The sequence below is a fragment of the Streptomyces sp. NPDC005566 genome (assembly GCF_040605575.1).
GTDB lineage: Bacteria > Actinomycetota > Actinomycetes > Streptomycetales > Streptomycetaceae > Streptomyces.
This window is the reverse complement of record NZ_JBEXDB010000007.1, coordinates 38,740-52,022: the sequence shown is the minus strand read 5'-3', so window position 1 is coordinate 52,022 and position 13,283 is coordinate 38,740. Positions and strand designations below refer to the sequence as shown.

14 protein-coding genes are annotated in these 13,283 nt (G+C 70.9%); 8 read left to right on the top strand and 6 right to left on the bottom strand.

All coding sequences use genetic code 11. From position 1 onward, the window contains the following. The first annotated feature begins 7 nt into the window (after positions 1–7). Positions 8–250: a type II toxin-antitoxin system prevent-host-death family antitoxin gene (locus ABZS61_RS12820; RefSeq protein WP_356418633.1), complete on the top strand. Its 243-nt coding sequence runs from the start codon at positions 8–10 to the stop codon at positions 248–250. After that, positions 250–624, top strand: coding sequence for a type II toxin-antitoxin system VapC family toxin (locus tag ABZS61_RS12815; protein ID WP_356418631.1), 375 nt, complete (start codon positions 250–252; stop codon positions 622–624). The genes ABZS61_RS12820 and ABZS61_RS12815 overlap by 1 nt, the downstream gene beginning before the upstream one ends. Before the next feature lie 136 nt (positions 625–760). Here ABZS61_RS12815 and ABZS61_RS12810 read toward each other — a convergent pair whose 3' ends face one another. The 4 genes from ABZS61_RS12810 to ABZS61_RS12795 all read right to left on the bottom strand — a co-directional run bounded on the left by ABZS61_RS12810 (position 761) and on the right by ABZS61_RS12795 (position 4,656). After that, positions 761–2,236, bottom strand: coding sequence for a gluconate:H+ symporter (locus tag ABZS61_RS12810; RefSeq protein ID WP_356418628.1), 1,476 nt, complete (start codon positions 2,234–2,236; stop codon positions 761–763). Between the two features lie 121 nt (positions 2,237–2,357). Then, complete coding sequence (locus tag ABZS61_RS12805) at positions 2,358–2,768, bottom strand: RidA family protein (protein ID WP_356418626.1); 411 nt, start codon at positions 2,766–2,768, stop codon at positions 2,358–2,360. A gap of 6 nt (positions 2,769–2,774) precedes the next feature. Then, the gene (locus ABZS61_RS12800; RefSeq protein WP_356418623.1) at positions 2,775–3,533 is read right to left on the bottom strand and encodes an IclR family transcriptional regulator; all 759 of its coding nucleotides are present in this window, start codon (positions 3,531–3,533) and stop codon (positions 2,775–2,777) included. Between the two features lie 73 nt (positions 3,534–3,606). Further along, entirely contained in the window at positions 3,607–4,656 is a 1,050-nt protein-coding gene (locus ABZS61_RS12795; protein WP_356418620.1) for a sugar kinase, read from the bottom strand. Positions 4,657–4,747: 91 nt separating this feature from the next. Between ABZS61_RS12795 and ABZS61_RS12790 the strand changes: the two genes are divergently transcribed. The 3 genes from ABZS61_RS12790 (at position 4,748) to ABZS61_RS12780 (ending at position 8,889) form a co-directional block, all read left to right on the top strand. Beyond that, positions 4,748–6,082, top strand: coding sequence for an alanine racemase (locus ABZS61_RS12790; protein WP_356418618.1), 1,335 nt, complete (start codon positions 4,748–4,750; stop codon positions 6,080–6,082). A 101-nt stretch (positions 6,083–6,183) separates the two neighbouring features. Beyond that, the gene (locus ABZS61_RS12785; protein WP_356418615.1) at positions 6,184–7,806 is read left to right on the top strand and encodes a D-aminoacylase; all 1,623 of its coding nucleotides are present in this window, start codon (positions 6,184–6,186) and stop codon (positions 7,804–7,806) included. 126 nt (positions 7,807–7,932) lie between these two features. Next, the gene (locus tag ABZS61_RS12780; protein WP_356418612.1) at positions 7,933–8,889 is read left to right on the top strand and encodes a ParB N-terminal domain-containing protein; all 957 of its coding nucleotides are present in this window, start codon (positions 7,933–7,935) and stop codon (positions 8,887–8,889) included. Between the two features lie 43 nt (positions 8,890–8,932). Here the strand turns inward: ABZS61_RS12780 and ABZS61_RS12775 are convergent, their stop codons facing one another. After that, positions 8,933–9,964 carry a helix-turn-helix domain-containing protein gene (locus ABZS61_RS12775; RefSeq protein ID WP_356418610.1) on the bottom strand — a complete coding sequence of 344 codons (1,032 nt, stop codon included), beginning with the start codon at positions 9,962–9,964 and terminating at the stop codon, positions 8,933–8,935. Positions 9,965–10,107: 143 nt separating this feature from the next. Here ABZS61_RS12775 and ABZS61_RS12770 point away from each other — a divergent pair, with 143 nt between their 5' ends. The 3 genes from ABZS61_RS12770 to ABZS61_RS12760 all read left to right on the top strand — a co-directional run bounded on the left by ABZS61_RS12770 (position 10,108) and on the right by ABZS61_RS12760 (position 12,827). Then, entirely contained in the window at positions 10,108–11,025 is a 918-nt protein-coding gene (locus ABZS61_RS12770; RefSeq protein ID WP_356418607.1) for a hypothetical protein, read from the top strand. A 95-nt stretch (positions 11,026–11,120) separates the two neighbouring features. Then, positions 11,121–11,564, top strand: a complete 444-nt coding sequence (locus tag ABZS61_RS12765) for a hypothetical protein (protein ID WP_356418605.1) — start codon at positions 11,121–11,123, stop codon at positions 11,562–11,564. Between the two features lie 252 nt (positions 11,565–11,816). Then, on the top strand, positions 11,817–12,827 hold the full coding sequence (locus ABZS61_RS12760; protein WP_356418602.1) for a helix-turn-helix transcriptional regulator: 1,011 nt from the start codon (positions 11,817–11,819) through the stop codon (positions 12,825–12,827). A gap of 66 nt (positions 12,828–12,893) precedes the next feature. On the opposite strand, the gene ABZS61_RS12755 is transcribed toward ABZS61_RS12760, so the two are convergent. Next, a complete protein-coding gene (locus ABZS61_RS12755; RefSeq protein ID WP_356418599.1) occupies positions 12,894–13,067 on the bottom strand; it encodes a hypothetical protein in 174 nt (57 codons plus the stop codon). Positions 13,068–13,283: the final 216 nt, after the last annotated feature.

Genomic DNA, 13,283 nt, shown 5'->3' with positions numbered 1-13,283 from the left:
GGCAGCAGTGGAAGCAGCCCGTCAATACAACGTGCACGAGGCCAAGACGCACTTCTCCCGGATCCTGGAGCAGGTCGCCACCGGCGAGGAGGTCGTCATCAGCAAGGCCGGCGAGCCGGTCGCCAAGGTGGTGCCTCTGCGTCCGAAGGTCAGGAGGACCGGGCGTGGGTCGCTGGCGGGGCGCATCCGCATCGCTGACGACTTCGACGAGTTGCCCGACGACATCGCCGACGCCTTCGGGATGCGCTGATGCGCCTGCTGCTCGACACCCATGTGATCCTCTGGTGGCTCGGGGATTCCGACGAGCTCTCCGACCAGGTCAAGGACCTCCTCGACACGGAACCCTCCGTCCACCTCAGCGCGGTCTCCGCATGGGAGATCTCGATCAAGCAGTCCCTGGGGAAGCTGGACGGGCCGGACGACCTGGCGGAGCGTGTGCGCGACAGCCAGTTCACCGCGCTGCCGATCACGGCGGGACACGGCGTGCGGGCGGGCAAGCTGCCTCCCCTGCACCGTGACCCCTTCGACCGGATACTGGTCGCCCAGGCGCAGATCGAAGGGATGACCGTCGTGACCCGCGACAAGTGGATCCCGCAGTACGACGTCCCGGTCATGACCGTCTGAACGGCCCGGCGGGTGCGCGCGGCCGCTCAATGGCTCCGTACGCCCGCCGGGCGATCCGACGTCGAGGGATCTGGGGTCATCGTCTGGATCAGGCCGGATCAGGGCGCGGGGTCCGGCACGATCCGGACGAGAGGCCCTAGATCACCAGGCTGAGCAGCGCCGCGACCACGAAGCCCGCGACCGACAGGACCGTCTCCAGGACCGTCCAGGACTTCAGGGTGTCGCGCTCCGAGATGCCGAAGTACTTCGAGACCATCCAGAACCCGCCGTCGTTGACGTGCGAGGCGAAGATGGAACCTGCGGAGATCGCCATGATGATCAGCGCGAGGTGCGCCTGCGACATGTCCTGGCCCTCGACCAGCGGGACGACGATGCCCGCAGTGGTGACGATCGCGACCGTGGCGGAGCCCTGGGCGACCCGCAGCACGACGGAGATCAGCCAGGCGAGCAGGATGACCGGGAGGCCGACGTCGTTGAAGGTGTCGGCGAGCGCGTCCGCGATACCGCTGGCCTTGAGCACGGCGCCGAAGATCCCGCCCGCGCCGACGACCAGCAGGATGTTGCCGACCGGCTTCAGCGAGGACGTGGAGACCGATTCGAGGGACTTGCGGGACCAGCCGCGCCGGATGCCCAGCAGGTAGTACGCGAGGAACAGCGCGATGGTCAGCGCGACGAACGGGCTGCCGAAGAACTCGATGACGGAGCGCAGGGTGGAGGGGTCCAGCGCGATGGAGGAGAACGTCGCGGCGAGGATCAGCACCAGCGGGGCGCCGATGATCGCGAGTACGGTGCCGAGCGCCACGGGCTTCTCGCGGGGGGTCACCCCGTCGGCGCGCTGTTCGGCGGCGACGGCGGCCTTGGCCTCCTCGGCGGCCTCCACCATGTCCTGCGGGACCTCGACGAAGATGCGCTTGCCGATCCAGGCGGCGTAGACCCAGGCGGCGAGGACGGACGGGATGCCGACGACGGCGCCCATGAGGATGACCCAGCCGAGGGAGACGTCGAAGAGTCCGGCCGCGGCGACCGGTCCGGGGTGCGGCGGCAGGAACGCGTGGGTCATGGAGAGGCCGGCCAGCAGCGGCATCGCGTACAGCAGAATCGATTTGCCGGAGCGCTTGGCCGCGGCGTAGACGATCGGCGCCAGGACGAAGATGCCGACGTCGAAGAAGACCGGGATTCCGAAGATCAGCCCGGTCAGGCCCATGGCGAGCGGGGCGCGCTTCTCGCCGAAGAGGTTGAGCAGCCGGGTGCTCAGGACCTCGGCGCCACCGGAGACCTCGAGGATCGCGCCGAGCATCGTGCCGAGGCCGATGATGATCGCGACATGGCCGAGGATGCCGCCCATACCGGCTTCGATGACGGAGACGGCCGCGGACTTCTGGACAGTGCCGAAGAGTTCGGTGACGGAGAGACCGGCACCCAGGCCGACGGCTATGGAGACCGCGAGCAGCGCGACGAACGGCTGCAGCCTGACCTTGATGATCAGGAGGAGCAGGAGCGCGATTCCGAGGGCGGCGACGGTCAGGAGTCCGGCGGTGCCGTCGATCAGGAGCAGCAGTCCACCGGTGTGCGGTGGTATCTCGGCCGGCGCCGGTGGGGCAGCGAGCAGCATGTTCGGTCAACTCCGGGGGTGCAGGGGGGTCCTTCGGGGCAGGGGGGAGCGCGGCACGGCGCTCCGCGGAAGGGGACGGGGCGCCGGGCCGTGATGCGGGTGGGGCGGTGGGGGAAGCGGGTCAGCCGAGGACGGCGAGGGCGTCGATCTCGATGAGGAGTCCCGCGGGGAGGCCGACGTAGACCGTCGTACGGGCGGAGGCGGGGGCCTTTAGCCCTTGCTCCTCGAAGTACGCGTTGTAGATGGCGTTCATCTCGGCGAAGTGGTCGACGTCCGTGAGGTAGACGCGCATCATCATCACGTCGTCCCAGCTCGCGCCGCCCTCCTCAAGGATGGCCTTGACGTTGGCGAAGGTCTGCAGGGTCTGCTCGCGCAGCGTCGGGCCGGCCGGGGTCGGTGCCTGGCCCTCGACGGCGGGCAGGAAGCCGACCTGTCCGGCGACCTGGAGGATGTTCCCCTTCTTCACGCCGTGCGAGAACTTCGCGGGCGGGGCGGTGTGGGTGCTGGGGGTGAGCGCGGTCTTCTCGGTCATGACGGTTCAGGCTTTCTTGGTGGGGGTGGCGCCGGAGTACTCCCGGCTGATGGTGTCGGCGGTGCGGCGCACCAGGGGGAGCAGGGTGAGGAGTTCCTCGGCCGTGACGACCACGTTCGGTGCGGACACCGACATCGCGGCGACGACCCGCCCGTCCGCGCCCCGGATGGGGGCGCCGATGCAGTTGATGGACTCCTCGTGGCCGCCGAGGTCGGTGGCCCAGCCCTGTTCGCGCACGGCGGCGAGTTCCTTGAGGAACGCGCCGGCGTTCGGGATCGAACGGGACGTGTACATGGGGTAGTCGAGCCGTTCGGCGATCGCGCGCCGCTCCGGCTCGGTCAGGTCGGCCAGGAGCAGCTTGGCGACGGCGGCGACGGTGATCGCGACGGGTTTGCCGATCCGCGAGTACATCCGCACCGGGTAGCGGCTCTCGACCTTGTCGATGTAGAGGACCTCGTTCTCCTCGTACACGGCGAGATGGACGGTGTGCCCGCACTGCTCGTTGAGCTCGACGAGGTGGGTGTGCGCGATCTCACGCACGTCCAGGTTCTCGACGGCTTCCTGCGCGAGGGCGAAGAGCCGGGCGCCGAGGCGGTAGCGCTGGTCCTGCTGGCGGTAGACGAGCCCGTGCTCGTGGAGCGTACGCAGCAGGCGCAGCGCCGTGGACTTGTGGACGCCGAGCCGCTCGGCGACCTGGCCGAGGTCGGCGGGGCCCTGGGCGAGCAGCGGCAGGATGCTCAGCGCGCGGTCGACGGTCTGGCTCATCCGCGTGCCTCGCTGCCTTCGGCCCGGTCCTCGCCCGGGACGCCCCTCTTGTCTGTGCTCTCGCTGCGCTCGTTCACGGCGTACGTACCTCCGGATCGTCCCCCGTCCGCCCGGGGCCGAGACGAAGTCTCCCCCAGGCGTCGTCGTCGAGGTCCGCGAGACGGTCCGCGTGCGCGCGGGCCGGGGGGGCGGTGAGGTCGCCGGGGACGGTGAGGACGGCGGCGGCCATGAGGTGGCCGTGCCGGATCCGGTGCCGTACGGGCAGTTCGCGCAGGGTGGCGGAGAGGAATCCGGCGGCGAAGGCGTCGCCGGCGCCCACGGGGGCGACGACGTCGACGTGGAGGGCGGGGACGGTGGTGGCGGTGTCGGTGCTTCCGGCGCCGCGCGAGAACACCGTCGCGCCGTCGCTCCCCCGCTTGACGACCAGGACGGCGGGCTCCGGCAGTGCTTCGCGGATCTCGGCTGTCCCGCGTACCCCCCACGCCTCCTCGGCCTCGTCCTCGCCGACGAAGACGAGGTCGCAGCGGCGGGCGAGGTCGAGCAGTACGTCCGGTCCCGCGGCGCCGTTCCGCCACAGGCCGGGGCGGTGGTTGACGTCGAAGGAGACCAGCGGGCGGCCGTCCCGCGGGGCGGTCAGGTCGTGGAGCAGCGCCAGGCAGTCCGCGGAGAGTGCGGCCGTGATGCCGGACAGGTGCAGGATGCGGCCGGCCAGGAGGTCCTCGTACGGCACGTTGTGCGGGGACATCGCGGAGGCGGCGGATCCCGCCCGGTAGTAGGCGACCTCGTGGGTGTCGGTGGCCCGGTCGGTCGCCGTGCGGAAGTAGATGCCGGTGGGGCGGTCCGGGTCGCGTCGCACGGCGGAGGTGTCCACGCCGTATCCGGCGACGGCGGCGACGAGGTGGTCGCCGAAGCCGTCGGCGCCGACCCGGCTGACCCACCTGGTCCGGTGGCCGGCGGCGGCGAGCGCGCAGGCGACGTTGGACTCGGCGCCGCCGATGCCGCGGCCGAAGGTGGGTACGTCGGCGAGACGGCCGGGCCGCGAGGGCAGGAACGTCACCATGGACTCACCGAGACAGACGACGTCCGCGTCTGCGGTGCTTGTCCCGGCTGCGGATCCGGACACTCTGGGCTCCTCGTGGTCGGCTGTCGGCGCCGGTGCTCACCATTGACCCGGCATCGGCTCGGATGTTAGACACCGTCAAGCGATATGCGCAATGGCTGTTGCACATGATGCAACGATCACTTTCGAGGAGGCTCCCTTGGCTGCCGAGCAGTCCGTCACGGCACTCAACGACGAACGGGTCGACCACCGCTTCAAGGCGCTCCCGCCGGACGCGGAAGGGCTGAGCGTCGGCGCCCTGGCCGCCGAACGCCGGAACCTCTTCACCGGCGGGTTCACCACACCGGTGCTGGCTCTGTCCGCGGAGTCGGTCGAGGCGAACCTCGCGCTGCTCGAGACGTACGCCGAGCGGCACGGCCTGGCCTTCGCTCCGCACGGCAAGACGTCGATGTCCCCGCAGCTCTTCGCCCGCCAGCTGGAGTACGGCGCCTGGGGCATCACGGCCGCCGTCCCCCACCAGGCACGCGTCTACCGGGCGCACGGCATCCGGCGGATCTTCCTGGCCAACGAGGTCGTCGACGCGGTGGCACTGCGCTGGCTCGCCGCCGAGCTCGACGGCGACCCGGAGTTCACGTTCGCCAGCTACGTCGACTCCGTACGCGGCGTCGAGCTGATGGACGAGGCCCTGCGCGCCGCGGGCGCCGTCCGCCCCGTCGACGTCGTCGTGGAGCTGGGCGCGGGGCACGGCGCACGCACCGGCGCCCGTACGGAGGCCGACTGCGCGGCCGTCGCCGACGCGGTGGCCGCCACGGCCACGCTGCGCCTGGTGGGCGTCGCCGGGTACGAGGGCGAGGTCCCGGACGCCTCCCCCGAGCGCGTACGGGAGTGGCTGCGCCGCCTCGTCGCACTGGCCGCCGGTTTCGACGCGGCAGGCCGCTTCGCGAAGCTCGCCCCGGCCGACGAGATCCTGATCAGCGCGGGTGGCAGCGCCTGGTTCGACGCGGTCGCCGACGTCTTCGCGGGGATTCCCGAACTCTCCCGTCCCGTCTGCAAGCTGCTGCGCTCCGGGGCGTACGTCTCGCACGACGACGGCCACTACCTGCGCATCACCCCGTTCAACCGGGTCCCGGAGGAGGGCGCCCTGCAGCCCGCCTTCCGCCTCTGGGCCCAGGTGGTCTCGCGCCCCTCCGGCGAGCAGGCGTTCCTCAACGCGGGCAAGCGGGACGCGGCGTACGACCTCGATCTCCCGCAGGCGCAGGTCGTACGGTCCGGGCGCGACGGCTCGGTGCGGGCCGCCACCGGCATCACGGTCACCGGACTGTCCGACCAGCACACCTGGGTCGGTACGGAGGAGGGCGCCGAGCTGGAGGTGGGCGACTGGGTCGGGATGGGGCTGTCCCACCCGTGCACGAGCTTCGACAAGTGGCAGCTGATCCCGCTGGTGCAGGCGGACGGCACGGTCACGGACTACATCCGCACCTTCTTCTGACCCCTGCGGGACGCGCCTCCCCGCCCGCCCCTTCCCGTGCCCCGGGGGTCCGCCCCCGGGCCGGGCCGGGAGGCAGACGCCCCTGAAAGGCGAGCCACACCATGGACCTGGTCATCCGCGACGCGACCGTCATCGACGGCTCCGGCGCCCCCGCCCACCGAGCCGACGTCGGCATCGACGACGGCCGGATCGTCGAGATCCGGGGCGAGGGCGACGGCCCGCGCCCCACCGCCGCCCGCACCCTGGACGCCGACGGCCTCGCGCTCTCCCCGGGCTTCGTCGACATGCACGCCCACAGCGACCTGGCCCTGCTGCGCGACCCCGACCACAGTGCGAAGGCCGCCCAGGGCGTCACCCTCGAAGTCCTCGGCCAGGACGGGCTGTCCTACGCCCCCGCCGACGACCGCACGCTCGCCGAGGTACGCCGCTCCATCACCGGCTGGAACGGCGACGGCTCGGACATCGACTTCGACTGGCGCACCGTCGGCGAGTACCTGGACCGCCTCGACCGCAACTTCGACGGCCGGGGCATCGCCGTCAACGCCGCCTACCTGATCCCGCAGGGCACCGTACGGATGCTCGCGGTCGGCTGGGAGGACCGGCCGGCCACCGGCGCCGAACTGATACGGATGAAGGAACTCGTCGCGCAGGGCATGGCCGAGGGCGCGGTCGGCATGTCCTCCGGCCTGACGTACACCCCGGGCATGTACGCGAACGACGCCGAACTCACCGAACTGTGCCGGGTGGTGGCCGAGCACGGCGGCTACTACTGTCCGCACCACCGCTCGTACGGTGCCGGGGCGCTCGCCGCGTACGAGGAGATGGTGCAGCTCACCCGTAGCGCCGGCTGCGCCCTCCATCTCGCCCACGCCACCATGAACTTCGGCGTCAACAAGGGGAAGGCACCGGACCTTCTCTCACTCCTGGACGACGCCCTCGCGTCCGGCGCGGACATCTCCCTGGACACCTACCCGTACACCCCGGGCTGCACGACGCTCGTCGCGATGCTGCCGAGCTGGGCGGGCGAGGGCGGTCCCGAGTCGGTCCTGACCCGGCTCGCGGACGATGCGACGGCGGAGCGCATACGCCATCACCTGGAGGTCGTCGGCTCGGACGGCTGCCACGGTGTCCCGATCGAGTGGGACACGATCGAGATCTCGGGCGTCGGCGCACCGGACCTGTCCGGATACGTCGGCCGAACGGTGGCCGAATCCGCCCGGCTGCGCGGCGAGGCCCCCTGGGTGACCGCCCGCCGGCTGCTCACCGAGGACCGGCTCGGCACGACGATCCTCCAGCACGTCGGCCACGAGGAGAACGTCCAGCAGATCATGCGCCACCGGGTGCACACCGGAGGCAGCGACGGCATCCTCCAGGGCGACAAGCCCCACCCGCGCGCCTACGGCACCTTTCCCCAGTACCTCGGCCGGTACGTAAGGGAGTTGGGCATCCTGACCCTGGAGGAGTGCGTCGCCCACCTCACCTCCCGCCCGGCCGCCCGCCTGCGCCTGCCGGACCGCGGCCTCGTCCGCGAGGGTTACCGCGCCGACCTGGTCCTCTTCGACCCGGCCACGGTGGCGGCGGGCTCCACCTTCGAGGAGCCGCGCACCCTGCCGGTGGGCATCCCGCACGTCCTGATCGACGGCCGCTTCGTCATCGAGGACGGCAGGCGGACCACCACCCTGGCCGGACGTGCGGTACGGGGAACGGGGCGGGCGCGGGGCTGAGGGAGGCCGGATCCTGCCAGGGCCGGACCGGAAGATGCCAGGGCGGCAGCGGTCCGTGCGTCTCGCGGGGTGGAATCGTCGTGTCGTCCGACTCACGCACCCGCGCACGGTTCGGAGGAGCCCACGATGGCACAGACAGACGGGGCCGTCATGGTTGCGGTCACGGCCCTCGGTGCAGGGGACTCGCCACGGCTGCGGGGGCTGGACCTCGCGCATGTCCAGTTGCTCGCCGAGAACTTCGACGACCTCCCGCCCCTCCTGGTCCAGCGGTCGACGATGCGGATCGTGGACGGCACGCACCGCCTCGCGGCCGCCAGGCTGAACGGGGCGGAACTGCTCCCGGTGCGCTGGTTCGAGGGCTCCGACGCGGACGCCTTCGTGACGGCCGTGCGCCTCAACACCGGTCAGGGACTGCCCTTGGCCGGGCGCGAGCGCGCGACGGCCGCCGCACGCATTCTGGTCTCGCATCCCGACTGGTCGGACCGCTGGATAGCGTCGGTGTGCGGGGTCGCTCCGCGCACGGTGGCCGCGTTGCGCCGTCGTCCAACCGGTGACCGGCAGCGGTCGGACGTGCGGTCCGAGATGAGGACCGGCCGTGACGGACGACGCCGTCCCCTCTCGGCGGAGGCCGGACGCCGGATCGCGGCGGAAATCATGCGGCGTCACCCGCAGTCCAGTCTGCGGGCGGTCGCCCAGCAGGCCGGCATCTCGGTGGGGACGGCACTGGACGTGCGGCGGCGCCTCGCCGAGGAGGACGGCACGGCGGTGCCCGAGCCGGTCCGGGTGGCGGCCCCCGCGCCGGTGGCCGTTCCTCCGGCTCTCCCTGGGCCCGCCCGCCCGGAGACGGCCGGGGAGCAGCTGGCACACCTGGTGCGGGACCCGTCGCTGAAGTACAGCAGCCAGGGGCGGGCGCTGCTGCGGCTCGCGTCCGCGACGCTGGCGTTCACCGAGCAGGCCGAGACGATCGCCGGATCGACGGCGGGGCACACGCGGGAGTCGCTGCGGCTGGTCGCACGAGCCTGTGCGGAGGGGTGGGCGCGCTTCGGGGAGTACGTCGCCTCGGAGGCGGACAGCGTGGCCTGATGCCGGGGCGCCTCCTGGTGTCTCCCGGCATCCTCGCCGCCTCCTAACCCGTCGTCGCTCCCATCCGGCCCGGGACGCGGCCCGGGGGCCGGTCCGCCGCCAGCAGCGAGACGCCCAGCGGGGTCAACGTGTGCAGGACCAGGGCGGCGTGGCGGTGGCTGACCAGCAGACCCGCGTTGCGCAGGGCCGTGGCGTGCTGGCTGGCGGAGGAGGCGGAGGCCCCTGTCACACGGGCGAGTTCGCCCGTTGTGGCGCCGGTCCCGGAAGCTGCGGCGCGCAGGACGGCGGCGCGCGTGCGGCCCAGCAGGGCCGCGAGGGGCTCGCCGGGTCCCAGTCCTTCGGGCAGAGGCTGCCGAGGCGGTTCGTGCACCAGCGGGTACACCAGGACGGGCTCGAGACCAGGGTCGACGAGGGCCACCGGATTGCCCCAGCAGAAGTACGAGGGGATCAGCCGGAGCCCTCGCCCCTCCAGATACAGATCGCGGTCGACCGGATAACCGACGTGCAGCACCGGCGGTCTCCACTCCGTGCCTGTGCCCGTGCTCCGCAGCAGCCCGTCGATCCCGTGGTCGAGCAACGTCCTGGCCCGGGCGGACCGTTCGGCCTCGAACCGGCCCTGGATCTCGTTGCCGTGCGGGGCGATGACCGCGTCGTGGTAGGCGCGGATCGTCCGGGTCAGACGGGTCCGTCCGTCCTTCTCGGCCAGGTGTGCGCCCCACGAAAGACCGACGCCGGTGCGGGCCGGCACTCCCAACTCGGCCCGCACCCGGTCGGGCTCCGTCGCCAGGATCTCCTTCAGCCCGGCACCGAGGCCTTCGGCGGACTCGGCGGGGGTGAGGAAGTCGGGGAAGTACCCGGCCTGCGGGACCAACGGCAGCAGCAGGCTGCGCACGGATCCTGCGAGGCCGCCCTCGTGCAGCCGGGCCCGGGCCGCGCGGTACCAGGGCGCGTAGGCCCGGCGGCCCTGACGGGCCCGCAGCCGGTGGAGGCTCAGGCAGACCTCCCACAGCGGGTCGGGTGATGCCGCCACCCGGACCCTGACCAGATCCGCGTCGGTGAAATGTATGCGCAGCATTCGCGTCCCCCGGTTTTCCTGCGGTTTTTAAGCAGAACGAAAAACTCTGTGTCCGCATACTCGCGGCCGAGATACTTCCAGGGCAATTGAACGCGGCTCGGACGCCGCATCGCCGTAGGGAGCGGGCGCACATGAGGCGGAAGTTGTCCATCACCGTTGCCGTCGCGACGGCTGCCTGCACCGTGGCCGGATGCGGGGCCGGGGCAAGGGAATCGACAGCCCCGGCCGAGCAGCCGAAGAGCGGCTCGGTCGTGATTTCGAACAGCGAACTCCGGGACCTGACCGTCCCCGAGGAGATGGAAATCGAGTACGCCGAGTACGCGCTTGTCAAGGAGTGCATGGAGAACAAGGGATTCGAATACTGGGCGGGGCCGGTGGCGAGCGCCGACGCCCGAAAAGCGGGCCGCTACGTGAACGACGACATCGCGTGGGCGAGGAAGTACGGCTACGGCCGGCCCTTCGACGAAGCGGCCGAGAAGGACCGCCGTGAGCATCCCAACGTCCGGTTCCCCAACGCCCTCCCGCGGAAGGACCGCATCCGCTACAACACGGCTCTCAACGGCGACTACGACAACGTACTGCGCGTGGACCTGCCCGCCGGCGGCACGATCGAGACCCCTCGGGAGGGTTGCTGGGCCGGGGCACGGACCCGGCTCTACGGCGACCTCGAGGACTGGTTCAAGGCCAAGAAGACCGTCACGAGCCTGACACCGCTCTATGTGCCGGACATTCTCGCGGACGAGCGGCTGAAAAAGGCGATCACAGCCTGGTCCCAGTGCATGGGAGAGGCCGACCGGGCTTTCTCCTCTCCGGATGACCTCCGCGAGAAGCGGATCACGCTGACCGCACAGATGAGTTCCCGAGATGCTCAGGAATTCGAGGTCGAATTGGCGGTGAACGAGGCCACATGTGCCACGAAGACGTCGCTCGGGAAGATCTCGCGCGACCTTGAGCGTGAATACCTGTCCGTGATGCTGAAGAAATACGGCAAGGAGAACACCGCCTACCAGCGTATGAGACTGACCGCGCTCTCCCGGGCCCGGGATCTCGAAATCCGGTGAACCCTGTCACCGGAACTCTGGGCACCCCATCAGATTTCCGCGGCACAGCAGCCGCGGATGGATCCGAAGACCGACACATGAAGGAGCACTACCTCATGCGCAAGACTTTCGCAGTCCTGACGACCGTCGCCGTGGCCTCCCTCGGCGCCCTCGTCCCCGCCACCTCCGCCCAGGCGGCGAACTGCTCCGACGCCATGGCCGGCGCCCTCTCCGGCTACATGTACGCGTACGACAGCACCAACTGCAACGGCCACCTCGGTCACGCGTCAGGCAACGACTCGAACTGGGGGGACTCCGCGCTGAGCTTCCAGGGCGGCGACACGAACAAGGCGTCGTCGATCCTGAACAACGGCAACAACTCCGAGGTCGCGTTCTACAACGGCACCGGCGGCAGCGGCGGGCACATCTGCCTCAGCCGGTCCGAGGGCTGGGCCTCCACCCTCTCCGACGACACCTACACCACCGGCGTCTCGGCGAACAACTCCATCAGCAGCCACGCCTGGTCCGCCGCCTCCAGCTGCAGCAAGTGGGCGGTCTGACCGCTCCCTTGCCCGTGAAGGCACCGCCCCTCGCGCGCACCTGACCCGCTTCGGCCCGCCGGCTCGTTCCCCGGCGGGCCGAAGTGCGCCACACCGCATCAACTCGCTTATGTCCGCGATCTGTTCGCATCCGGTACCTGTCCTCCCACCGCTCCCCGCGGAAGCTTTACCGGGCAGTCGCGCCACTCCTACACTCCGTCGAAACGCTGCAGGTCACTCGGTCGCGCGCCGAGCCGACCGGTTGACCACGGAGTGTCCCCATTGGCTGAGCACGAAATGCTCGTACTCGGGCTGTCGAACATCGAGGAAGACGTCTACCGGCATCTGCTCCGCAACCCGGGGATCGAGGTCGAGGACATCCATGTCCTGCTCCGCCACGAGGCCGAGCCGACCCGCCGGTCCGTACAGAGGCTGCGGGAGTTGAAGATCATCCAGGAGGTCGACGGCCTGGCCCGGGCCTGCGAGCCCGAACTCGTGGTGGCACGCCTCGCCGAACAGCGGCTCGAGGAGCTCTACGACGGCATCCGTTCGCTCACCCATCTGCGCCCCCTCGTGGACTCGCTGGGCCGCGAGGTCCCGGAGCCGGAGCTGGGCGAGGACCTGAGAACCGTCGAGCGGATCACCGGCCTGGAAGCGATCCGCACACGTCTGGACGAGCTGGCGTTCTTTGCCCGTGACGAGGTGCTCGCCGCCGAGCCATACGACGCGCTCACCCCCGAGAACATCGAGAGTTCCCGGCCCCTGGACATGCGCTGCCTGCGCCGCGGCGTCAGCTGCCGCAGCCTGATCCGCCGGACAGCGCTGGAGGACGGACCCACCCGCGCCTACCTCCAGGAACTCACCGCCGCGGGTGCGCGGATCAGGGTCCTGGACGAGCTGGACGAACTGATGCTCGTCTACGACCGTCACACCGCTCTGGTGCCGCTCGACCCCAGCAACACGGCCAAGGGGGCTCTGTGTTCGCAGGAGGAGGGCATCGTGACGACCGTCGTCAACAACTTCGAGCGGCTCTGGGCAGGGGCGGACGACTTCACGGCCCTGGTGGAACAACGTGGTGAAAGCCTGCGCGGCCCGGAACTCACCGAGATCCAGACGAAGGTGCTGCACCTGATGTGCACGGTCGGCAAGGACGAGATCGGCGCACGCGAGGCGGGCATCGCCCTGCGCACCTACCGTCGCCACATCTCGGATCTGATGCAGCTCCTGGGAGCGGAGAACCGCGCCCACGCGGCGCTGCTCGCCCGCGAGCGCAGCTGGATCTGAGGACGGCCGCGGCTCCCCCGGGCGTGCCGGGGGGCCACGACCTCCGGCCTCGGCGCCGGTTCGCCCTCAGCCGTGCGCGCAGATGGCGGGCGGCTTTCCCTGCCAGCCGTTGATCGGGTCACGGCACGGATCGCTCAGAGGAGGATCGACGGCCAGGTGCCGTACCTCCCTCTCCGCGCCGCCCGCCTGCCCACCCGGCCCGGACACCACCCAGGTCGCCCCGGTCAGCGTGAGGGCCACGAGAGCCGCTCCCGCAATCGCTCCACGAGTACCGCCGAAGATTGTGCGCATCTGATTCCCCGCCCCCCGCCCGGCACCCCAGTCCCCGTTCAGCTGGGGCGTCACGGTTGAACAGCCGTCAGTCTGGCAGCCGGGACACCCGCGCAGGACGGCCCTGCGGGGCAGCCTCCTGCCAACCTCGGGGCAGGATCCTGCACGCCCGCAGGTGAACCTCCG

Coding starts and splice junctions, on each gene's coding strand:
- ABZS61_RS12815 (WP_356418631.1), top strand. CDS start 250: ATGCGCCTGCTGCTCGACACCCATGTGATCCTCTGGTGGCTCGGGGAT.
- ABZS61_RS12810 (WP_356418628.1), bottom strand. CDS start 2,236: ATGCTGCTCGCTGCCCCACCGGCGCCGGCCGAGATACCACCGCACACC.
- ABZS61_RS12805 (WP_356418626.1), bottom strand. CDS start 2,768: ATGACCGAGAAGACCGCGCTCACCCCCAGCACCCACACCGCCCCGCCC.
- ABZS61_RS12800 (WP_356418623.1), bottom strand. CDS start 3,533: ATGAGCCAGACCGTCGACCGCGCGCTGAGCATCCTGCCGCTGCTCGCC.
- ABZS61_RS12790 (WP_356418618.1), top strand. CDS start 4,748: ATGGCTGTTGCACATGATGCAACGATCACTTTCGAGGAGGCTCCCTTG.
- ABZS61_RS12785 (WP_356418615.1), top strand. CDS start 6,184: ATGGACCTGGTCATCCGCGACGCGACCGTCATCGACGGCTCCGGCGCC.
- ABZS61_RS12780 (WP_356418612.1), top strand. CDS start 7,933: ATGGCACAGACAGACGGGGCCGTCATGGTTGCGGTCACGGCCCTCGGT.
- ABZS61_RS12775 (WP_356418610.1), bottom strand. CDS start 9,964: ATGCTGCGCATACATTTCACCGACGCGGATCTGGTCAGGGTCCGGGTG.
- ABZS61_RS12765 (WP_356418605.1), top strand. CDS start 11,121: ATGCGCAAGACTTTCGCAGTCCTGACGACCGTCGCCGTGGCCTCCCTC.